Source organism: Microvirga sp. M2 (assembly GCF_047497095.1).
In the GTDB taxonomy this organism is placed as follows: Bacteria; Pseudomonadota; Alphaproteobacteria; order Rhizobiales; family Beijerinckiaceae; genus Microvirga.
In genome coordinates this window covers 1481657-1502122 of record NZ_CP134064.1, presented here as the reverse complement: position 1 = coordinate 1502122, position 20466 = coordinate 1481657, and the positions used below count along the sequence as shown (strand labels likewise).

Sequence of the window (20466 nt, the reverse complement as noted above, 5' to 3'; positions counted from 1 at the left end):
TGTTTCTCCGCACAATTCAAAGATAGGGCGCGTCGTGAAAGGCGATCTCGAGTCTCTGAGCCCGCCCGAAGATAAGGCTAAGCTTGGCGCGCCCGGCCGCATCGAGCGCCGCACCTGCCTCGTCGAGCCGGTCCCTCAGCCACAGGGCCTGGGTGGCAAAATCAACATGAGCATGGAGATCGACCCATTCCTTCAAAAGCGGATCCCTGATCCGGCAGGAGGCGGCTTCCTTCGACCAGGTCCAATACATCCATTCCGCCGCGAACACGGCGGCCATGATATCGAGAAACGTGCCGTCGCGGGCAATCTCAAGCATGCCTGACCGGAAGGCTGCTACCTCCGGCAGGCTCACGTCGAAGCTCTCGGGATTGATGCCGCGCGACGCGAAGGCCTTTTCGAAAAAGGCGATCTGCTGATTGGCGAGCGCGTCGAGAACCGCGATGAGCCAGCGCTTGTGCTCGATCCGCCCGGCCTTGGCGACCGCATAAGCGAAGATGGAGATCGCCGTGTCGACGAAGGCGCTCTCATAGACGAGATAGCGTTCGAAGACTTCCGTCGGCAGCCTGTCATGCCTGATGTCCTCAACGAAGCGATGCCCGATCATGGCGCCGAACACCGAACCGTTTTCGCGGAGGATCTGTTGCGAGAGGGTTTCCGCCATGATCTCAACGCGCCGGCGCCGTCTCGCCTGCGGAACGGAACGCGCGCACGCGCTCCGGATCGACCGGGTTCCAGCACACGCCTTCCCGCTTGAGGATCTTTGCCCCATTGCTCTCGCCGACACCGGACCCCACCGGAAAGGCCGGGCAATGGATCATGCCGATGAGAACTTTGTCAGGGCCGAATATTTCACTTATGGCGCTTGAAGCTTTGCCAGAGATGTTATTCATTTCTTATCCCTTTCTGGAAGCGCACTCATGGACGCTTACGTCATCGGCAATGTCGCCATCGACGAAACCCTCGCGGTCAGCGCCATGCCGACACCGGGCGCGTCCATTCTCGGCACGGCGCAATCCCGCGACCTCGGCGGCAAAGGTGCCAACCAAGCGATCGTGATGGCTCGGTGCGGATTGCGCACACATCTCGTGGCAGGTGTGGGCGAAGACCTGCGCGGCGACCTCGTGCGCCAACGGCTCTCGGCGGAACCCGTGATACGGCATCTCGTTCCGATCGCGGGCCGATCGACGGATTTCTCCATCATTCTCACCACGCTGGATGGCGAGAACGCCATCGTCACCACGACGGATTGCGCCCAGGACCTGGATGTTGCGCAGTGTGTCGCTGCACTGGAAGATGCACAGCCCGGCGATCTCGCCGTGCTGCAGGGCAACCTGACCAATGCCGTCACGCGCGGCGTTCTGGAGGCCGCCCGCTCGCGCAGAATGGTGACGGCGTTCAACCCCTCCCCCTTGCGGCCCTTCTTCGACGATCTCTGGAGCCTCGTCGATATCGGCTTTCTCAACGAAGGAGAGACGGCGGCCCTCACGGATGCCACCGGCGAGCAGGCTGCGCGCAAGCTGCTCGCCATGGGCGTGAAAGCGGTCGTGCTCACCTTCGGCCGCGATGGTGCGCTGCTCGCCACGGACGACCGTCTTATCCGCATCCCGGCCGTTGGCTGTCCGGTCGTCGACACCACTGGCGCGGGCGACACCTTCATGGCGACCGCACTCGCATCGGCCGCGCTGCGTGGCACGGCCCTCGACCACGCCGCCATCGAGCATGCAAGCAAGGCGAGTGCCATCACGGTCAGCCGCCAGGGAACTCAATCGGCCTTTCCGACGGTCGAGGAGCTCGCTGCAATCCTCGACCGCTAGCGCATCGTGCGAAAAAGTGGATCCTCTTTCTGGATCGAACGATCATGAATGTGCCTCAGTGAGCCAGCCGAGCAGATTCTTCCAGAGACGGCCATAGCCTTCCCATGCACAGAAGGCGGGTGACAGCCAGTGGGGACCGATATCCGATGTCCAGGCCGCCGCGCGTCCTCGCCCATGGGCGCCGAGAACAAGCAGCGGATGGCCACCCTGATCGTCGGGCAGGCGTGCCAGCACCTCCACGTCCGCACGGTCGCGCAGCTCGACCTCGTTGACGCCGAGCAGCAGCGGCCAGTCGCCCTCGAGTCCGGCCAGAACGGGATGATCGGGACGTACAATCGACGCCACGGCGCCTTCGGGCATTTCGACACGGTCGTCGTAAGGAAGGCACCTGACCGGCAGGGTATCCTCCACCGGCGTACGGCGCCAGCGAGCCTTGCCATCGATGCCCTGGAACGAGAGGTAGCCGCCCGCCATGAGCAAGCCGCCGCCCTTTTCGACCCAGGCCTTGATCAGCTTCAGGCGGTTAGGAACGGTCCGCGAGTGAAGCCACACGTCCGGGGGCAACAACAGGGAGTTGGAGCCGATGTCGGACAGGATGATTGCGTCGTAGGCGTCGAGCTCGGCCATGTCGTAGGGAAATTTTTCGACCGCCTCGTGGGCAGGCATGTAGGTCAGTGCGAAATCGCTGTCCTCCAGGGCCTTCACCAGCGGCTCCGCACCCAGGTGAAAGGTGACGCTGCCAAACTGGTCGAAGCCTTTATAGTGGGTGGCTGAGCTGACCCAACTTTCGCCGACGAGCAGAACTTTCTTTGTCATCGCATAACCATGTTCAAGTTGGTGTGTTTGGATAAAGGCGTTCAGGTCGCGTGGAACACGCTGCGAGGATTGTCCTGCATCATCTGATTGAGAATGGCCTCCTTCAACCCGTGCCGCCGCAGGCGCGGCAGGAAGTGGCGTGGGATGTAGGCATAACCGTTGCCGCCATACCGGGTCAGCATCATCTTCAAAAAGACATCGTGAGACAGGAGAATTCGGTCGGCGTATCCCGCCTCGACGAGCTTCACGATTGCACGGGCCGCCTCCTCATCGCTGGGGCATTGCACCTGCTGATCGGCATAGAAGAAATCCATGCCGATCATATCGTATTCGATGAAGGCGCCGCGCGCGGCCAGCTCCTGCTGATACCGCTGATCGTCATGGGAAGGATTCATGTGGCACAACACCGTATGCCGCAGATCCGCGCCCTCCTCGGCCACGACATCGAGGACCCGGTGTCCAAGCCTGAACCAGCCGGGCAGATGCACCATGAGCGGCAGGCCCGTGCGCACCTGAGCCTGCGCCGCGCCCCTGAGAGATTTCTCCTCCTCCTCCGTGAAGTCGGACGAGACGCCGATCTCGCCGATCAGACCGATCTTGACGTCGCTGCCGTCGACTCCCCGCGTCGCCTCCCGGACGATTTCGTCGGCGATCTCCTCGGCCGTCATGGCTGCAACTTTTCCAGGGTGCGACGCGCCGAGATAGTACCCGGCCCCCATCACGATGTTGAGACCCGTCGCCTCGGAGATGCGTCGCAGGGCGCGCGGGTCACGGCCGATGCCTTGGCAGGTCGGTTCGACGACGGTGCGTCCGCCTTCGGCCGCGAAGGACTTCAGTTCGGCGATGGCGAGAGGTTCGTCGTCGAGCGTGATGTTGTGCTTGTTGACGAAAGGGTCCTGCCTCAACTCCCCGAGAATCTCGATGCAGACGAAACTCTCGGCGAGGTATTGCCGCTCCTGCGTCTTCGGCGCGTGCCACCAGCAGCGGCAGTCGTTGAGAATGTGCTCGTGCATGAGCGTCATACCGAGCTGATCGACCGGCACGAGCCCCGTGACGGTCATGACCTTGCCGGAGCGCACATGGGCGTCCGAGAGTTCCCGACTCATCGCTCACCTGGCCTTTCTGATGGCGAAGCGGAAGTTCGCCGAGAAGATGCGGGTATTGAGCCAGATTGCCAGGAGAATGATCGCGCCGGTGACGATCTGGGTGAAGAAGGGAGAGATGTGCATCAAAATGAGTCCATTGCCGATGACCGCGATGGTCATGGTGCCCAGCACCGTGCCGAGGATCGTGCCGCGCCCGCCCATGAGAGAGGTGCCGCCGAGCACCACCGCCGCCACCACCTGCAGTTCGAAGCCGACCGCGGCGTTGGACGACCCGGACCCAAGACGGGCGGCAATCAGCAATCCCGCAAGGGCCGAGGCCACGCCCGTGACGAGATAAACCGAGGCGACGATCCACCTCGCCGGCATTCCGACCCGGCGCGCCGCTTCCATGTTGGATCCGACAGCCACGACCTGGCGGCCATATTTGGTCGTGGTGATCACCACATAGCCGAGGATCGCCACGCCAACGGCGATCAGCGCCGGAACAGGAATGCCCAGGAACTCGCCCCGGCCGATGGCGAAGAAGCCTGGCACGTTGTTGATGGGAATCGAGTAGCCCTGGGTGAGATAGAGCGCCAGCCCGCGCAGGATCGACAAGCCTGCAAGCGTCACGATGAAAGCCGGAATGCCCTGGTAGGCCACGAACCACCCTTGAGCCAGTCCGATGATCCCGCCGAGAGCGAGCATCGCCGCGACCACCAGGGGCCAGGGAACGCCCATGCTCAGAATGATCGCCGCAACGGCATTGATGAGCGCGACCATCGACCCGACGGACAAATCGATGCCGCCCGTGATGATCACGAAGGTCATGGCGACCGCAACGACGAGGATCGGCGCGGCTTGGCGCACCACGTTGAGGATATTGCCCACCGTCATGAAGGTGTCGGTCATGCCGGCGAAGAAGGCGCCGCACGCAAGAAAGAAAATCGCGATGGAAAGAACCTGCGCGTGTTCAGCGAAGAAGTCGGCGACCGGCGATCCCTTCTGTCGCTCCGTATAGGCACTCATGGTCTGCTTCCCTCACCGACGATCAGCTTCACGAGATCTTCAAGATTCGTCTTCCCGATATCCCGCTCCGCCACTTTGGTGCCTTCGTACATGACGGCGATCCTATCGCAGACGCGGAAGAGGTCCTGCAGGCGATGGGTAATCAGCACCACCGAAACGCCGCGCGCCTTCACCCGGTTGATCAGCGCGAGAACCGCTTCCACCTCGGCGACAGCCAGCGCGGATGTCGGCTCGTCCATGATCAGGACCTTCGGGTCGAAGGACGCCGCGCGAGCGATGGCGATGGCCTGCCTCTGTCCGCCGGAGAGCTTCTCCACCTTGGCGGTCAGGCGTGGAATGCGGATCTCCAGCGAATCCAGCATGTGCCGCGCCTCGGCGAGCATCCGCTTCCGGTCGAGGAATGGCCCCCTGGTGAGCTCGCGGCCCAGGAAGAGATTGCCGACGACGTCGATGTGATCGCACAGGCTCAGATCCTGGAAGACCATGTCGATGTTGCGGGCGCGCGCATCGGCGGGACCGGAGAAGCGTACCGTCTCGCCATCGAGGGCAATCGTGCCCTCGTCGGGGATGTAGGTGCCTGAAATGATCTTCGTCAGGGTCGATTTTCCGGCAGCGTTATCGCCGACGAGCCCCAGGCATTCGCCCGGATAAAGATCGAGATCGATGCCCCGCAGAGCCTGATGCGATCCGAACGTCTTGCGGATGCCGCGTAGCGAAACCCGCGGCGGCACTGGCCCGGATCCGGTCGACCGAGGGAGCATCGCTCCCTCGGCTCCGGCGACAGCGTGCTGGGGCTGTCGTTCCGTCATCATTTGAAAACAGCCCGGTAGGGTTCGACGTTCTGCTTGGTCACGATGGTGACGGGCACCGAGATTGTCGGCTCCACGGATCCCCCGCTCGAGAGCGTCTTCAGGGCGGTGACGGCGGCGGCGCCCATGCTGGAGGGGTCCTGCTGAACGACGGCCACCACATAGCCCTTGTCGATACCGGCGATAGCCTGCGCCGTGAGATCCCAGCCGAACACCTTGACGCCTTCCTGCTTTCCCTGGCTTTCGACAGCCGCGATGGCGCCCATCAGCGCGGGTTCGCCCGTGGCGTAGATCGCCGTCATGTCGGGATTTCCGGTGATCAGGTTCTCGGCCGCCGCAAGGGCGGTATCCTGGACGTTCTGACCGTCGACGACGCCGGCCTTGGTGATGCCCGGAGCGCCGTTGATGGTCTTCTCGAAGCCCTCCTGGCGCACGTTCTGGATGAACGAGTTCAGGGCGCCGACGATGCCGACCTTCGCCTTGCCGCCCATATTCGTCTTCACGTAGTCGAGGAAGAACTTGCCCATGTCGGCGCCGGCCGCCGCGTTGTCGACGCCGATCTGCGCCTTCTGCGGCCCCTTCGGAAGGATCGCGTCGATGGCCACGACCGGAATGCCCGCCTGCGCAGCTTGGTTGACGGCCGGCATGATTCCGTTGACGTCGATGGCCACCACTGCGAGACCATCCTCCTTCTGCTGGATGTAGGTCTCGATGGCGCTGTTCTGCGCCGCGGGATCGTTGTTGGCATTGAAGACGACCAGATTGGCGCCCGCGGCATCCGCCGCTTTCTTGGCGCCCTCGTTCATCTGGTTGAAGAACAGCGCCTGCTGATTGATCTGCACGAGCGCGAAGGTTTTCTTCTGCTGCGCTTCGGCCTGAGAGAGATCGAGGACGAAAGCCGCGAGGGCCGTCAAGCCCAGGGCGGCGAAGGGTCTGCGTTTCAAGGTCATGGTCATATCCTCTGTCTGGTTTCCATCGCAGGTTATTGTTTCGACGGCGGCGCAACGGATTTCCGCACGACGATTTCGACCGGCAGGATCTCCTCGGTGACGTGAGGCTCCCTCTCCTGCCAGTTTGTTTCGAGAAGCAATGACAGGGCCCGTTGTCCGAGCGCCCGGACGGGCTGGCGGATCGCCGTCAACGGAGGCGCAAAAAGATGCAGGGGGCCGATATCGTCGAATCCGACGATGGAGACGTCGTCGGGCACTCGAATGCCCTCCGCCTGGAACACCTCCAGAAGCCCGACGGCGATTTCGTCCGAGCCGGCGAAGATTGCTGTTGCCGGGCATATTTCAGCGATGAAGCGCCAGGCGGCCTGTCGGCCGAAGCTCGCCGTATAGTCTCCTTTGTAGGACTTGAGGTGCGCCGCGGAGCCGAAGGCCCCGCGCATGGCGCGCTCCAGCCCGCTGAAGCGCCGGTGGGTGCTGACCATCGCTTCGGGACCGCCGACAAAGAGAACATTCCTGTGACCGTATTCCGCGAGGTGGCGCCCGGCGAGATGGCCCCCCAACTCGTTATCGCAGAACAGCTTCGGGGCCTTCGCGCCAGGAACGTCCTCGTCGACGACCACGACCCTGCCGGTCTCGTTGATCAGCTCTGCCAGCTGTCCGTCATCGGGATGGTTCGTCAGGAAGATAAGGCCATCGATGTAATTGCGCGCAATCGACTGAAGATAGGTGATCTCGCGTCCGGGTCTGTTCAGCGTCGCGTTCAGGGCCACTGAGAGCCCTCTTCGGTCCGCCTCTTCTTCAACAGCCGCGACGAGCATCGCGAAGAAGGGATTCGCGATATCGGGAACGACCAAGCCGATCGTTTCCGACCGGCCCAAGCTCAACCGGCGCGCATGTGGGTTGGGCTGATAGTTCAGATCTCGGATCGCGTTCTGGACGCGTTTCCTTGTTTCTGCCGGCAGCTCCAGGGTCCCGTTCAGCATGCGGGAGACAGTCGCGACCGACACGCCAGCCGCGCCGGCGACATCCTTCAGACTTGTGCCCCGGCTGTTGCCCACACCAGTCTCGCGATTTTTGTAAAGCGGTTTACAAGCTGCGCGAAGCCAGGATCGCTGTCAATCAAGCGCCAAGTGGAAAAAAATCGGTATACTCCAGCGGTATACTTCAGCGGTATACTTCAGCGGTATACTTCAGAAGGACTGCACATTCATCGGTCTGAGTGTCAGCCCACCGTCCCGCAAAATCCGGCACTCTCCTCACGGGCGCGGCGCATTGCCGATCCGCGCCCGTCACCAGCGACGACGCACGACAACGGCCCCGCGGGGCCCATAATAGCTGCGGCGGACGACCGGCCCGTAATAGCCGCGGCGGACGACAACCGCTCGGCCGGGACCGTAGTAGCCGCGCCGCACACCGACGGCGCCATTGGGTCCGACACATCCGGCGCGGTACACGCCTCGAGCGCAGGCGACTGCGCTGGCCTCGGTGGTACTCAGGGCAAAAAAGCCTCCGAGCAGGCTGAGAACGATCAGAACATGTCTCATCGCGTGTCCTCTCCGCAACCGATGGATCCTGCCGGCCGGGAACCGGCGGCAGGTCGCCTATCCTAGATCCTGGCGCGGCCGCCGCTTGACCCAATAGGACACGGGTTTACACCGTGGGACACATGGTTCCTCGCTGAGTGAGCCGTCCGAGCTTCCGTTCGGCGCGGACGATCCGCAGCGAAACGCCGGCCGTTAGGAGAACTTCCTGAGCAATCCAGACTTACGCAAGTCGGGCCTTCGCCAGCATGGCTGACCTTCCTTTGTTTTTACCGGGCCTCCGAACGCGTCCGGAAACGTCGTGGCGGTTGCAGGACATCGAGACGAGTGTCGACCGTGATCGTTCGCTGTCAGCACTCTTTCGCAATCTTACGAAACGCTTGTTCTGCCTGCGGCGTTGATACCGTGACGCCGCCGCAGCTCATGGCAAAGCTTAAACCGGATGAGTCTGCAGAACCGGCTCGCTGATCCCGGCTCGTATCGTTATAGGGATTCTGAATGGAAGCTTCGAGTTCCTGCCGAGCCGGGAGCAGACCATTTCGAGTTGTCGACCTGGGCCAGAGCACCTGGGCCAGAGCAAATGAGCCGCGATATGGCGAGGAGAGGCACCATGGCTCTATTCGAAGACATGTTCAAGGGTGGAAATATCGTCACGGGTCTGGCGGTTGGCATCGGAGCGGCCGTTGTGGCGCCGGCAGTGATTCCTGTGCTGCGCCCACTCGCGAAAGCCGTGATCAAAGCCAGTCTCGTGGCATATGATCAAGGCCGCGTGGCCCTTGCCGAGCTCAACGAGCGAACGAGCGACATCGTCGCCGAGGCGCGGGCAGAACTCTCTGAAGCCAACGGCAGAAGTGAGGGTGAAACAACTCCGGAATCCCGCACCTCCACTCAGCGTGCGACGGAAGCCGGAACACCGACGTCAGCTTAAGTGACACTGGAAACATATCTTTTTCCGACGAGCCATTGAACGAGCCACGGGCCGATAGAGGAGAGCGCAAATGTCCCTGGTGGAAGACATCTTCAAGAGTGGCAATGTGGCCACTGGGATTGCCGTTGGGTTGGGAGTAGCCGTTGTTGCTCCCGTGCTCGGGACAGTTTTGCGCCCCCTGGCCAAGACTGTCATCAAGGCCGGTCTGATCGCGTATGACCAGGGTCGCACGGCGATGACCGAGCTGAACGAGAGAACCGGCGATATTGTCGGGGAGGCCCGGGCCGAGCTGGCAAGTGCCAGAGAGGAAAGTGACGAGCAGGGTAGCAAGCGTAGTCGTCGCAGCGCTCGTACCGAAGGGCCTGCCCCGGCATAGCCAGCGCACGCGCCCCGAGAGCATCATTCGCCGTGAGCTGCCCCATGACGTGAGTAGCTCCGTTTCAAGGTAGGTGGTGATAGCACCGCTTCCCTCCCGGCTGACTTCAGGAGGGTTTCTTTGCACCAGTCTCTGAGGCACCAGCCACTGGATGGCCAGCCGACTCCATCCGAAACCTTGCATGCTGCAGACGATGAACATGCGCTGTCCGACGAGCAACCTGCTCCTGTTCTGATTGAACCGCTTCACACGGCCGTTCCCGGCCGAGCGCGCCTGCGAATCGGCGGCCTCAGGGGATCTCAACCGCTGCAGCGGCTTCTTGAGCGGGGATTGGCGCTGGCGCCCGGCGTCCAGAGCGCGACCGCCAGCAGCCTGACCGGTAACGTGACTGTTTGTTACGATCCGGCCGCTCCGCTCCAGACCATCATCAATTTCGCCTCCGGGCTGTTGCGAGGCGAGATCGCCGCTTCGGAAGAAGAGACATCGCAAAAGCCTCAATCCGCGGCCTGGCACGAGTGGGCGCTCGAGCAGGTCCTCTCCGCTCTCGGCAGTTCGGAAGACAGGGGATTGACTGATACAGAAGCCCGGAATCGTCTGGCCTCCAACGGCCCGAATGCCTTGCCACCTCTCCCAGGGCGGTCGAACCTGAGCATCTTGATGGCCCAATTCGAGAGCCTGCCGGTCGCCTTGCTGGCAGGGGCCGCCGCTGTTTCAGTCATCACCGGCGGCCTTCTCGAAGCCGCCGCGATCCTGGGCGTCGTTGCGGCAAACGGAATGATCGGTTACCAAACGGAGAGCCGGTCGGAACGCACGATCCGAAGCCTCTCTCTCCCATCTGCGCAAACTGCCAGAGTGGTTCGCGACGGGGAACCACGGGACATACCGGCGGAAGCTCTCGTCCCTGGCGATCTTATTCGGCTCGGCCGCGGTGTCGTCGTTCCAGCCGACGCGCGTCTGGTGAGCACCCTGGATCTGATGGTCAGTGAGGCAACGCTCACCGGCGAGAGCCTGCCCGTGAGCAAGGCTCCGGGCGCGCCCGTCGACGCAACTGCCCTGCTCGCCAACCGGACCAACATGGTCTATCGCGGCACCATCGTGACCGGGGGCAGTGGAACGGCGGTTGTGGTCGCCACCGCCGGACAGACGGAGGTTGGACGCATCCAGCGCCTCGTCGGTACGACGGTCTCGCCCGAGACTCCTATTCAGCGCCAACTCGATGATCTCGGCCGGACCCTCGTCTGGGCCACCATGGCGGCGGGTGGCGTGCTCTTCGGCATCGGCTGGCTCCGCGGATTTGCACTTTTCCAGATCGCCCGCTCCGCGTTGTCGCTAACGGTTGCCGCGTTCCCGGAAGGGCTGCCGATGGTGGCCACCACCACCTTGGCGCTCGGGGTAGAGGACATGCGCAAGCACGGCATTCTGGCCCGTCGCTTGGATGCGGTGGAAACGCTCGCGTCGGTCCAGACCATCTGCTTCGACAAGACGGGCACGCTCACCCTCAACCAGATGTCCGTCACGACCGTTGCCATAGGCGATGACATCTATTGCACTCACGGCGGTGTCTTCGTCGATCAGAACAATGCCAGGCTGAGCGTGGACGAGGATCATCGGTTCAAGAAGATGCTGAAAGTCGCGTGCCTGTGCAGCGACACGGAGATCGAGGACAGCGATGGTCAGATCGTCCTCAACGGCTCGAGCACGGAAAACGCCCTCGTTCGGGCAGCCCTTGGCCATGGCGTGGATGCTCGTGTCCTACGGCGGCAATTTGCCCGTCTGTCAGTGCAGCACCGCAGTGAGGCCTATCGCTTCATGGTCACCACCCATGCCGATGGCGGCGATGGTCTCATGGCCGTGAAGGGCAGCCCCCTTGAGGTCCTGGCCCGCTGCCGCTGGGAGGCAATGTCAGATGGTAGCCAAACGGAGCTGACGCCTCCTCGCATCCTCGACATCGAACGTCTCAACCTGACCATGGCGCGACAAGGACTGCGGGTGCTGGGATTTGCCTATGGCGCTCCTGGGCCCGCGTGTTCCGGTCAGGGTTTCGGCGGGATCGATAACCTGACCTGGCTCGGCTTGACGGGCATGGCGGACCCGGTCCGCCCGGAGGTATCGGAGCTTATCGCCACGCTGCGGCAGGCGGGCGTGCGGACCGTGATGCTCACCGGAGACCAGGGCGCGACCGCCCGAGCCGTGGCGGAGCAGATCGGGCTGTCCGGTCAGGAGGACATCAAGATTCTGGACGCGGCGGATCTGGAACATCTGGACGCGGCGGGCCTCGCCAGCGCGGTCCGGGAAACTCATGCCTTCACACGCATGAGCCCAGCGCAGAAGTTGCAGATCGTGCATGCCCTGCAGGCGTCCGGCATCGGAATCGCGATGGTTGGGGACGGTGTGAACGACGGCCCGGCCTTGCGCGCCGCTGACATCGGCATCGCCCTGCGTCAGGATGGATCGGCAGCGGCCCGGGAGGTCGCGGATATTTTCCTGGATCGGGACGATCTCCGCAGTCTCGCCCTGGCCATTGAGCAAAGCCGCATGATTCACACCAACATCCGCAAGGCGATCCATTACCTGCTCAGCACCAATTCGAGCGAGATCCTCCTGATGTTGATGGCGGCGGCCCTGGGCTCAGGCGGGGCCTTGTCACCGCTGCAGCTTCTCTGGATCAACCTGATATCGGACGTCTTACCTGGGATCGGGCTGGCCTTGGAGCCGCCGCATGCGAACGTCATGGGCCGCCTGCCGGAAGCTGCGGGTCAGCCTATCGTGCACGGCAACGATCTTAGCCGCCTGTTCGTGCAAGCGACGGCTATGGCGGCTGGTTCGATGGCCGCTGGAGCGCTCGGCGTCGCCCGCCATGGCCTCGACTCGCCCCAGGCACGGGCGATGACATTCGATAGCCTCGTTATGGCTCAGCTGCTTCATGCCCTGACGTGTCGATCCGCGACGGGCAGCGCCTTTCGCCCGGGCCACCTTCCGCCCAATCCGACACTGACCAAGATCCTAGCCGGATCGGCGGCTGCCCAAGCTGCCGTGATGCTCCTGCCCGCCGTGCGGGGCCTCATGGGCCTGGCGCCCCTGGGTCTCGGCGACCGCCTTGTGACGCTGGTGGGAGGATTGCTGCCGTTTGCGTTCAACGAAACAATGAAAGTCGCCTCGAACTCCCTGGACTCGAATCCCGAGATCCTGCATTTTTCTCGAGGATGTGGACAAGCTGAAGACAGATCAGGAAGCTTCTCCCCGCCATCTCCCCTCGTGCCGGAACGATCACCCTGATCGCCGTAGCGCATCGTACGGACCCGGCGGGCCGCGCGAGCGAAAAGTGGACTCACTTTTGCGTTCGATGCTCTAGGCTGCCGCAGGCAGACCCCGCGGATCACTTGAGGTCGGAAGACCCGGAATCAATGCCGCCTTTGACGTGATGAAGGCGCGCAGCAGCACTTCGGCAATCCATTCTGCAAGCTGGAACGGCGGCTGCCGCGTCACGAGTGCCAGGGCGATCTTCACCAGGAACGTCGCAAGGTCGGCCTTGCCGTCTGTCAGCCGTTGGATGGAAGTGTCGAGACGGGCCACCGGCCTTTCGGCAACGGAGCGTGCCCGCGATGGGACCGCAACCCTTTCGAAATCGAGTTCCAGGAAAGGATTGCGCAGCACGTCCAAATCAAAGCCCGGGCGATGGTTGATGAGGACACTTGCGGTGCATGGATTGACCTCGATGTCGATGATCTCAGAGTGGTCGATCAGCCGGCGGCGCAAATTCTGGAAGAATTGGACGTTATGCCGCCGACCCGGGATCTTGATCCGAAGACGGCCCACAATGCGATGGACAATGTACGCGCGCTGCCGCTGCTGCATGGTCAAAATACTTATGATTCAAATTGGCGAAACATCTACGATAAGGAGCCAATCCAGCTGCCTTTCGAACGTGCCTATATGGCCATAAGACGAAGGTTTGATGACAGACACCAAAGGATCTGCTGCAATCGATGCCGAGTTGTCGCCGGAATTCCGCCGAGGGTCCGATGTAAAGCGATGGTCCTATGTCAAGAAGGACGTCACCAAGAAGATGAGGCACCCGGCGCAGGCACCGACGATGGTGCCGTTCATCCGGATATACTGAAGATCGCTCCCGACCACGAGCTCAAGCCGATCCGTGACCGTACGGGTGTCCCAGCTCCTGACTACCTCCGCGATGAAACCGCCGATCTCGCCGCGCCAGGTGATAAGATAGCGCGCCAGGCGCTGGAGAGCGTCGTCAATATGGCCCTGCATGACTTGGTCGTCGGCCAAGGTCTGGCCGACGAGGTGAAGCCCCTGCTCGAGCGCAGAGCGCATCTTGGAGGAAGGCTCCGCAAGATCATCAAGCATGGTTTGCGAAAGTTCGCCCCAGACCGAGGCGATCCAGGCCTGGACATCAGGATGGCTCAGGATCCGGTTCTTCGAGGCGTTGAGCTGCTCCCGCTGCTCGGGAGAGTTGAGAAGTTCGTCGATCAGGGTCGCAAGGGCTACCCGGAATTTCAGCCGCACGTCGCTGTCCGGCTTAGCTAGGCCCTGCAACAGATCCATGATGCCGGAGACAATGGCTGCCGCGATACGGCGGTCGATCGTCTTCGGGATCCACCACCGGCTGCGTTCCCGTACCAGCTCGTCGATTTGGCTCCTGTTGTCGTCGAGCCATTGCACCGTAATGCCAATCGCTCGCTCGAACAGGACATCCGCCTCCCCGCTCGCGGTCGTCATCTCGATTGCGCGCCCGATGATGGGAGCGAGATCCGTCTGGCGAAGCTGTTCGCCGAGCGTGCGGTTGGCAAAATCGTGAATATCCTGGCTCTCTAGGGTGCGGATCAGGTGGGGCACCGCAGCAATGACCGTACCCGCGATCACGGGAGCTGTTTCCGGAGCGGCCAGCCACTTGGCGATGCGCTGCCCGGCACGTGCCTTCCTCAGCTTCGCGAGCAGGGCCTCCTCCGTCAGGAAGTGCCGTTCGACGAAGCGACCCAGGGTTCGCCCGATCCGGTCCTTGTTGTTGGGGATGATCGCCGTATGCGGGATGCGCAGGCCCAATGGATAGCGGAACAGCGCCGTCACGGCGAACCAGTCGGCAAGCCCGCCGACGATCCCGGCCTCGGATCCAGACCGAACCAGGAGAATTCCGAAGCCGGGCTCCCGAACCAGATGGGTGGCCGCATAGGTTGCTCCCATGGCTACGAGCAGGCCTGTCGCCAAACGGCGGTTGCGCCTCAATCGCTGCCGAGCTCCCTCCTCATAAGAGCTGTTGTCCGGCTCGTCGCCGAAGCGTGGCAGCGCTGTCGGTGGCGGAGGCTTATCCGGCTGCATGGGTGACCCATCAATTGTCCGTCCAATGAGCCATCGCCCGGATACGGCGGCGACAGGCTCAAACCTATGGTGCGAGCTGAATGGCTGGTATCCTGATCTACCTAACGTCCAAGTCGAGCATTGGTTAGGCGGACCCGGAGATTGTCATCGAAGGATCTTTGACATGGCGCCCATTGCTGTCGTCGAACATCAGCTGCCGGGACGCGCCCGGCTTCGGATATCCTCAAAGAAGGGGGATGCGACGTGGTTCGCGTCGCTTGTCGAGCAACTCGCAAGCCACCCCAAGATTGATGAACTGCATGCCAATCCGCGGACCGGAAGCATTCTGATCCGGCATCAGAAGCCGCTTGATCTCCGAGAGCTTCTCACAACCATAGGCAGTCTGATCGAGATTACTGCCGAGGGGCCAGACCTCATCTCTGCGCCCGCTCCACAGATCGAGGCTTTGGCCGCAGCTCCTGCCGCCCTCGATGTGGTAGCCACGGGTCTTCTTGGCTTGAGCGCCTTTCAGGCCGTCTATGGACAGCCCCTGGGGGCAGCCGTCGAACATTTCTGGAGTGCCTATGGCTCGGCCAGGGTTCTCAGGAGCCCACCTCTGGCCGTGGGATTTGCCGCCCTGGGTTTCTACCAGCTCATGAGAGGGCAGGTGATCGGATCGGCAGCCTCCCTGCTCTACTATGCGCTCACCGTTCACCATGTCGCCGAAGGTGGCGGCTGGGAAGGGACATCCTTGAAGGGAAAGCGCTCCCATGGCGCCGATCAAGGTTGAGCGCCAGCAGACGCCTTCAGCGGCAGTGCCCCCCTCGAGTTGTCCAGCCCACCCATGCGTGGAAAAGAGGTCGTGGCTCTGAGACGGCGGCTTCGAAGGGAATGGCTCTTCCCGTGACTGCCCGAATAGTCTCATGCACGTCGACGTGCAGGGAGATACGCTGGAGGGACGCGGCTCTCGATCATTCTGTCGAGCCGTTCAAAAACGCAGCCGCGTGATCCTGATGAAATCAGCAGACGATCGTTGGTCATCCGTAAAATCGGAGTACGAGGCCCACATCTCGGTTCGGAACCATGGAATCCTCGTGCATCGGACGCGACAAGTGGACCCGGTTTTCCGCACGATGCGCTAGCGCCCGACGAGACAGCTAGAAACGGAGGGGAAAATGCGTTCCCCTCCATGACCCGTGACCCGTGACCTGGCGGCACGTGGCAAAAGGCATGCCTGGATCACAAGGCAGCCACATCCGTGCCCTGCAGCAATGCAGCCGTTTGATCGAGAGTGAGCCTGAAGCGCTCCACCATCTCACGGACTTGCTCCTCTGTGATGATCAGAGGGGGGCAGAATGCGATAACATCTCCAATGGCGCGGATGATCAATCCATTCTCATGGGCACGGGAGAACACCCGTGCTCCAACTTTTCCGACAGGATTGAACTTCGCCTTTGTCTTCTTGTCAGCGACCAACTCCACGCCGGCAATGAGTCCGACGCCCCGGACTTCCCCCACAAGGGGGTGACCTGCCAGCGCGCGGAGTTCCGCCTGCATCACCTCTCCGACACGGCGCGCATTCTCGACCAAATTCCTTTCCTCGATGATATCGAGGTTCTCGAGCGCGACCGCCGCAGGCACCGGATGGCCCGATGTCGTGAAGCCGTGACCGAACGTGCCGATCTTGGAAGAGTTGTCGGCGATACCGTCATAAAGGTCTTGGCTGATCATGACCGCCGCCAGGGGCTGGTAGGACGAGGTGATCTGCTTCGACAGCACCATAATGTCAGGGTCGATTCCGTAATAGTCGCACGCGAACATCGTCCCGAGGCGACCGAAGCCATTGATGACCTCGTCGGCGACGATGAGGATATCGTACCGGCGGCAAATCTCCTGGACTTTTTCCCAGTAGGTCGCGGGTGGCGGCAGAACCCCGCCTGCCCCCATCAGCGGTTCACCGATGAAGGCTGCTATCGTCTCAGGCCCCTCCTCCAGGATCGCCGCTTCGAGTTCCGCCGCAAGGCGGTCGGCGAAGGCCTCCTCGCTCTCGCCCGGTTCCGCATATCGGTAGTAGTGCGGGCAGGTGACATGTCTCACCGGCACGAAGGGGAGGTCGAAATCGCGATGGTTTGCCGCGAGCCCCGTCAGGCTGCCCGAGGCAAGAGTGATCCCATGGTACGCATTGGTGCGGGCAATGAACTTCTTCTTCTGCGGCAGCCCCCGCGCGTTATTGTAATACCACACCATCTTGATGACGCTGTCGTTCGCCTCGGAGCCCGAGTTCGTGAAAAAAGCGCGCTTGAGACGGGCAGGCGTCATCTTCACGAGTCTCTCCGCCAGTAGGACCGAGGGCTCGTTCGTTTTGTGAGAGAACGTGTGATAATAGGGCAGCTTCGCCATCTGCCGGCTGGCGGCCTCGACGAGGCGTTTCTCTCCAAAGCCGACCGCCACGCTCCAGAGGCCGGCCAATGCTTCGATATACCGGTTGCCCTGGTCGTCGTAGACGTAGACCCCCTCACCGTGATCGATCACGATTGGTCCGATCTCTTCGTGCTTGCGGGCATTGGTGACGGGATGGAGCACGTACTCCACATCGCGGGCCGAAATCGAGTTGGGATGTCCACGCATGATTGTCTCTATCCTTCCGGTGTGCTGGATCGTGATGATCTGAGAAGTGTGAATGGTGCTCCTGCTGCCCTCGTCATGGGGCCGCCCGGAGGGCGATCCGCTCCTGACGCCACCTGAGCAAGGCGGCCAGTCCTGCAAGGCAAAGCGTGCCGATGATAAGCAGCAAGGCGGCGGCCACGACCGTCGGGCTGATATTCTCCCGGATACTCGAGAACATCTGCCGGGCCAATGTTCTTTGATTGGGTCCTGCTACGAACAGGGTGATGACCACCTCGTCCAGAGACGTCGCGAACGCGAAGACGGCCCCCGAGATGATGCCTGGAAGCGCCAACGGGAACGTCACACGCCGGAAGACCTTGACCGGTGCGGCCCCCAGGCTGCTGGCCGCCTTCTCGACCGAGGAATCGATTCCTTGAAGCGATGCGGACACGCTCACGATCACGAAGGGAACACACAGGACCGCATGGGCGATCATGACGCCCGGATAGGTACTCGCAAGGCCAAGCCGTACGAAGAGCATCTGCATGCCGACCCCCAGGACGACCGCCGGCACCACCATGGGAAGGAGGAACACCGTCCTCAACAGGTTCGTGAAAGGCAGAGTCCTCGTCCGCATGCCCAAGGCCGCCAGAGTTCCCAGAATTGTGGAGAGCAGCGTTGCTCCAAGTCCGATGATCAGACTGTTCATGATCGAGAGGCGCCACGCGTCCGCCGTCGCCAGTTCCTTGAACCAGCGGAGGGAATATTCCTCGATCGGATAGGTGAGGAAGACGCTGGATGTGAACGCAAGTGGCAGAATCGCGACGATCGGCATGAGCAGAAACGTCACGATCAAGACGCCGAACACGGTCTGAACCGTCCGAAACACGGCCTCACGCCCCCAGCAATTGGGGTGACTTCGAGAGTCGCCCGTAGATGAAGTAGAGGATCACCGTCACCACCAGCAGGATCATGCCGAGTGCTCCAGCGAGCCCCCAATTGGCCGTTCCCATGGCGTAGAACGCAATGACGGAACTGATCATCTGGTCGTTGGCGCCACCCACGAGAGCCGGAGTTATGTAGTAGCCTATGGCCACCATGAAAACCAGAAGGGAACCGGACAACAGGCCAGGGAGACTGAGCGGGAGAAGCACGCGCCAGAAGGCCCGCAGGGGCCCCGCTCCCATGGAGGCGGCAGCCTGCATCAGATTGCGAGGAACGGACAGGAGGACACTGTAGATCGGCAGGACCATGAACGGCAAGAGAACATGCGTCATAGCGATCACCACACCGATGCGGTTGAAGATCAACGGCAAGGGACTGTCGATGAGGCCCATGGCCTGCAAGGCTCCGTTGATCAACCCTTCGTTCTGCAGCAGGACGAACCAGGCCGTGGTGCGCACGAGCAACGACGTCCACAGCGGGACTAGGACCGCCAGCAGAAGCACCGTGCGTTTCCAGCCCGTCACGGCCGCAGCCAACATCCCATAAGGCAATCCGATGGCAGCGCAAGCCAGCGTCACGATCCCCGCCACCAGGAACGTGCGGATCATGATCAGTCGGTTGGCCGATGCACCGGGTTCCTCGCTCACGATAGTCCCATCCGCGCCCCGCTTCATATCGACGGCGGCCAGAAGGTTGCGGTCGGTGTAGGGCGGCACCGCATCCTTGAGCGCCAGCCAGAAGCGAGGCTCCTGCCAGCGCCGATCGAGGCTCGCCAGATCGATGCTCGACGCATTGCCCTCATCGCGGACGGCGGCCGTCGTGCGGGTCAGCAGGGTTCGAAAGCCGGATACGGCGCTGTTGAGCCGCCTGACCGTCTCCCCCAGCGCCTGCTGGTCGCCGGCCTGCCTGAGATCCTCAACCAGAGCCTGCCGGACCTGCGGCGGCGGGAGATCCTGTCCATTCCAGGATACGATGGCCGCCGCGGTCCTCGGCAGCACCCGACTGACCGTGTCATCAACGACGGCGGCCATCATCATTGTCCAGAGAGGCCACAGGAAGAACACCGCAAGAAAGGCCAGAAGCGGCACGATCAGCAGCAATGCGCGCAATCGCTCGCGTACGGGTGCCCTGCTCATGGCACGAGCACCGTGCAATCGCGGGGATCGAACGACACCACGACCGGCGTCCCGACCGTCCAGTCCCCCGCGAGGCGCTCGCACCGCGCCGTGAAGGTAAAATTACCCCGTGCCAGCTGCACCCGCATGTGATCTCCATGATAGATGCAGTCGGTGATCATCATGTCGAGCACATTGTCTCCGGCGGGGTCCGCTCCGAGCCTCATCCGCTCCGGACGCAACGAAAACCACGCCTTCCGTCCCGGCTCCAATTCAGGGCCGGGCCGCACCCTGGCCACAAGGTCTTCGCTGAGGGCGATTGTCGCGTGCCCATCCCGGACATTGACGACATCGGCTTCGATCAGGTTCGTCTCTCCGATGAACTGCGCGACGAAGCGCGTACGGGGCCTATCGTAAATCACATGGGGGCTGTCGATCTGCTCGATCCTGCCCGCATTGAACACCGCGATCCGGTCGGACATCGTCAAGGCTTCGGACTGGTCGTGCGTCACGAACACGATCGTCAAGCCGAGCCGCTTGTGAAGCTCGCGTATCTCCAGTTGCATGTGCTCCCGCAGCTGTTTGTCGAGAGCGCCGAGGGGCTCATCCATCAGGATGACCCGGGGCTCGAAGACGAGAGCCCGCGTGAGAGCAACGCGCTGCTGTTGCCCGCCTGACAACTGAGAGGGCCTGCGGTTCTTCAGAGGCCCCAGCCGAACCATGTCGAGGGCTCGATCGACCTTCTGGGCGATCTCAGCGCGGGGCAGCCTTTTCATTTCGAGGGGGAACGCGACGTTCTCGGCGACCGTCATGTGGGGAAAGAGGGCGTAGTTCTGAAACACCACCCCCATTTCGCGCCGGTGAGGCGGCAGCTGGTCGATGCGGGCGCCATCGAGCGTGATCGTTCCCTGGGTTGGTCGCTCGAAGCCTGCGAGCATCATCAGGATCGTCGTCTTGCCCGAGCCGGAAGGGCCGAGAAGGCTCAGGAACTCGCCCTTGTGAATGGTAAGATTCAGCGAGTCGATGACGGTGAGCGAGCCGAAGCTCTTTGAAACGGACGCCAACTGAATGAAGGGCTGCATATCTCTGCTCTATCCGGCTCTGATCGTGCCCTGTAAGCTTGGTGCGTCGCCTG

19 protein-coding genes and 1 pseudogene are annotated in these 20466 nt (G+C 62.3%); 5 read left to right on the top strand and 15 right to left on the bottom strand.

What is annotated here, in order from left to right:
• Window positions 1-16: 16 nt before the first annotated feature.
• Both RE429_RS26600 and RE429_RS26595 read right to left on the bottom strand, forming a co-directional pair.
• Entirely contained in the window at window positions 17-664 is a 648-nt protein-coding gene (locus RE429_RS26600; protein WP_414475949.1) for a TenA family protein, read from the bottom strand.
• A gap of 130 nt (window positions 665-794) precedes the next feature.
• Window positions 795-890 (bottom strand): annotated as a pseudogene (locus RE429_RS26595) (BtpA family membrane complex biogenesis protein); the annotation flags it as partial.
• 27 nt (window positions 891-917) lie between these two features.
• Here RE429_RS26595 and RE429_RS26590 point away from each other — a divergent pair.
• Window positions 918-1814 (top strand): ribokinase, encoded by an 897-nt coding sequence (locus RE429_RS26590; RefSeq protein WP_414474718.1) that lies wholly within the window; start codon window positions 918-920, stop codon window positions 1812-1814.
• Window positions 1815-1856: 42 nt separating this feature from the next.
• Here the strand turns inward: RE429_RS26590 and RE429_RS26585 are convergent, their stop codons facing one another.
• From RE429_RS26585 to RE429_RS26555, 7 genes are all read right to left on the bottom strand, one after another.
• Entirely contained in the window at window positions 1857-2630 is a 774-nt protein-coding gene (locus tag RE429_RS26585) for a glutamine amidotransferase (RefSeq protein WP_414474717.1), read from the bottom strand.
• A gap of 41 nt (window positions 2631-2671) precedes the next feature.
• Window positions 2672-3736, bottom strand: a complete 1065-nt coding sequence (locus RE429_RS26580) for a phosphotriesterase (RefSeq protein ID WP_414474716.1) — start codon at window positions 3734-3736, stop codon at window positions 2672-2674.
• Window positions 3737-3739: 3 nt separating this feature from the next.
• Window positions 3740-4744, bottom strand: a complete 1005-nt coding sequence (locus RE429_RS26575; RefSeq protein ID WP_414474715.1) for an ABC transporter permease — start codon at window positions 4742-4744, stop codon at window positions 3740-3742.
• Window positions 4741-5556 carry an ATP-binding cassette domain-containing protein gene (locus tag RE429_RS26570; RefSeq protein WP_414474714.1) on the bottom strand — a complete coding sequence of 272 codons (816 nt, stop codon included), beginning with the start codon at window positions 5554-5556 and terminating at the stop codon, window positions 4741-4743. Before RE429_RS26570 ends, RE429_RS26575 begins: the two co-directional genes overlap by 4 nt.
• The gene (locus RE429_RS26565) at window positions 5553-6509 is read right to left on the bottom strand and encodes a substrate-binding domain-containing protein (protein ID WP_414474713.1); all 957 of its coding nucleotides are present in this window, start codon (window positions 6507-6509) and stop codon (window positions 5553-5555) included. The genes RE429_RS26570 and RE429_RS26565 overlap by 4 nt, the downstream gene beginning before the upstream one ends.
• A 26-nt stretch (window positions 6510-6535) precedes the next feature.
• Entirely contained in the window at window positions 6536-7561 is a 1026-nt protein-coding gene (locus RE429_RS26560; RefSeq protein ID WP_414474712.1) for a LacI family DNA-binding transcriptional regulator, read from the bottom strand.
• A 231-nt stretch (window positions 7562-7792) separates the two neighbouring features.
• Entirely contained in the window at window positions 7793-8047 is a 255-nt protein-coding gene (locus RE429_RS26555) for a hypothetical protein (RefSeq protein ID WP_414474711.1), read from the bottom strand.
• Between the two features lie 607 nt (window positions 8048-8654).
• Between RE429_RS26555 and RE429_RS26550 the strand changes: the two genes are divergently transcribed.
• The 3 genes from RE429_RS26550 (at window position 8655) to RE429_RS26540 (ending at window position 12624) form a co-directional block, all read left to right on the top strand.
• Window positions 8655-8972: a DUF5132 domain-containing protein gene (locus RE429_RS26550; protein ID WP_414474710.1), complete on the top strand. Its 318-nt coding sequence runs from the start codon at window positions 8655-8657 to the stop codon at window positions 8970-8972.
• Window positions 8973-9042: 70 nt separating this feature from the next.
• Window positions 9043-9348, top strand: coding sequence for a DUF5132 domain-containing protein (locus RE429_RS26545; RefSeq protein WP_414474709.1), 306 nt, complete (start codon window positions 9043-9045; stop codon window positions 9346-9348).
• A gap of 330 nt (window positions 9349-9678) precedes the next feature.
• Window positions 9679-12624, top strand: a complete 2946-nt coding sequence (locus RE429_RS26540; RefSeq protein ID WP_414474708.1) for a cation-translocating P-type ATPase — start codon at window positions 9679-9681, stop codon at window positions 12622-12624.
• Between the two features lie 72 nt (window positions 12625-12696).
• Here the strand turns inward: RE429_RS26540 and RE429_RS26535 are convergent, their stop codons facing one another.
• On the bottom strand, window positions 12697-13203 hold the full coding sequence (locus RE429_RS26535) for a hypothetical protein (protein WP_414474707.1): 507 nt from the start codon (window positions 13201-13203) through the stop codon (window positions 12697-12699).
• Between the two features lie 183 nt (window positions 13204-13386).
• On the bottom strand, window positions 13387-14592 hold the full coding sequence (locus RE429_RS26530; protein WP_414474706.1) for a DUF445 domain-containing protein: 1206 nt from the start codon (window positions 14590-14592) through the stop codon (window positions 13387-13389).
• A 256-nt stretch (window positions 14593-14848) separates the two neighbouring features.
• On the opposite strand from RE429_RS26530, the gene RE429_RS26525 reads away from it, so the two are divergent.
• Window positions 14849-15454 carry an HMA2 domain-containing protein gene (locus tag RE429_RS26525; RefSeq protein WP_414474705.1) on the top strand — a complete coding sequence of 202 codons (606 nt, stop codon included), beginning with the start codon at window positions 14849-14851 and terminating at the stop codon, window positions 15452-15454.
• 449 nt (window positions 15455-15903) lie between these two features.
• On the opposite strand, the gene RE429_RS26520 is transcribed toward RE429_RS26525, so the two are convergent.
• From RE429_RS26520 to RE429_RS26505, 4 genes are all read right to left on the bottom strand, one after another.
• Window positions 15904-17292: an aspartate aminotransferase family protein gene (locus RE429_RS26520; protein WP_414474704.1), complete on the bottom strand. Its 1389-nt coding sequence runs from the start codon at window positions 17290-17292 to the stop codon at window positions 15904-15906.
• A gap of 73 nt (window positions 17293-17365) precedes the next feature.
• The gene (locus RE429_RS26515; protein WP_414475948.1) at window positions 17366-18106 is read right to left on the bottom strand and encodes an ABC transporter permease; all 741 of its coding nucleotides are present in this window, start codon (window positions 18104-18106) and stop codon (window positions 17366-17368) included.
• A gap of 58 nt (window positions 18107-18164) precedes the next feature.
• Complete coding sequence (locus RE429_RS26510; RefSeq protein ID WP_414474703.1) at window positions 18165-19352, bottom strand: ABC transporter permease; 1188 nt, start codon at window positions 19350-19352, stop codon at window positions 18165-18167.
• Window positions 19349-20413 carry an ABC transporter ATP-binding protein gene (locus RE429_RS26505; RefSeq protein WP_414474702.1) on the bottom strand — a complete coding sequence of 355 codons (1065 nt, stop codon included), beginning with the start codon at window positions 20411-20413 and terminating at the stop codon, window positions 19349-19351. Before RE429_RS26505 ends, RE429_RS26510 begins: the two co-directional genes overlap by 4 nt.
• Between the last annotated feature and the right edge of the window lie 53 nt (window positions 20414-20466).

What these genes read in the sequence shown, in the direction of transcription:
- RE429_RS26590 (WP_414474718.1), top strand. Translation starts at nt 918, where the DNA reads ATGGACGCTTACGTCATCGGCAATGTCGCCATCGACGAAACCCTCGCG.
- RE429_RS26585 (WP_414474717.1), bottom strand. Translation starts at nt 2,630, where the DNA reads ATGACAAAGAAAGTTCTGCTCGTCGGCGAAAGTTGGGTCAGCTCAGCC.
- RE429_RS26580 (WP_414474716.1), bottom strand. Translation starts at nt 3,736, where the DNA reads ATGAGTCGGGAACTCTCGGACGCCCATGTGCGCTCCGGCAAGGTCATG.
- RE429_RS26575 (WP_414474715.1), bottom strand. Translation starts at nt 4,744, where the DNA reads ATGAGTGCCTATACGGAGCGACAGAAGGGATCGCCGGTCGCCGACTTC.
- RE429_RS26570 (WP_414474714.1), bottom strand. Translation starts at nt 5,556, where the DNA reads ATGATGACGGAACGACAGCCCCAGCACGCTGTCGCCGGAGCCGAGGGA.
- RE429_RS26565 (WP_414474713.1), bottom strand. Translation starts at nt 6,509, where the DNA reads ATGACCATGACCTTGAAACGCAGACCCTTCGCCGCCCTGGGCTTGACG.
- RE429_RS26555 (WP_414474711.1), bottom strand. Translation starts at nt 8,047, where the DNA reads ATGAGACATGTTCTGATCGTTCTCAGCCTGCTCGGAGGCTTTTTTGCC.
- RE429_RS26550 (WP_414474710.1), top strand. Translation starts at nt 8,655, where the DNA reads ATGGCTCTATTCGAAGACATGTTCAAGGGTGGAAATATCGTCACGGGT.
- RE429_RS26545 (WP_414474709.1), top strand. Translation starts at nt 9,043, where the DNA reads ATGTCCCTGGTGGAAGACATCTTCAAGAGTGGCAATGTGGCCACTGGG.
- RE429_RS26535 (WP_414474707.1), bottom strand. Translation starts at nt 13,203, where the DNA reads ATGCAGCAGCGGCAGCGCGCGTACATTGTCCATCGCATTGTGGGCCGT.
- RE429_RS26525 (WP_414474705.1), top strand. Translation starts at nt 14,849, where the DNA reads ATGGCGCCCATTGCTGTCGTCGAACATCAGCTGCCGGGACGCGCCCGG.
- RE429_RS26520 (WP_414474704.1), bottom strand. Translation starts at nt 17,292, where the DNA reads ATGCGTGGACATCCCAACTCGATTTCGGCCCGCGATGTGGAGTACGTG.
- RE429_RS26515 (WP_414475948.1), bottom strand. Translation starts at nt 18,106, where the DNA reads ATGCCGATCGTCGCGATTCTGCCACTTGCGTTCACATCCAGCGTCTTC.
- RE429_RS26510 (WP_414474703.1), bottom strand. Translation starts at nt 19,352, where the DNA reads ATGAGCAGGGCACCCGTACGCGAGCGATTGCGCGCATTGCTGCTGATC.
- RE429_RS26505 (WP_414474702.1), bottom strand. Translation starts at nt 20,413, where the DNA reads ATGCAGCCCTTCATTCAGTTGGCGTCCGTTTCAAAGAGCTTCGGCTCG.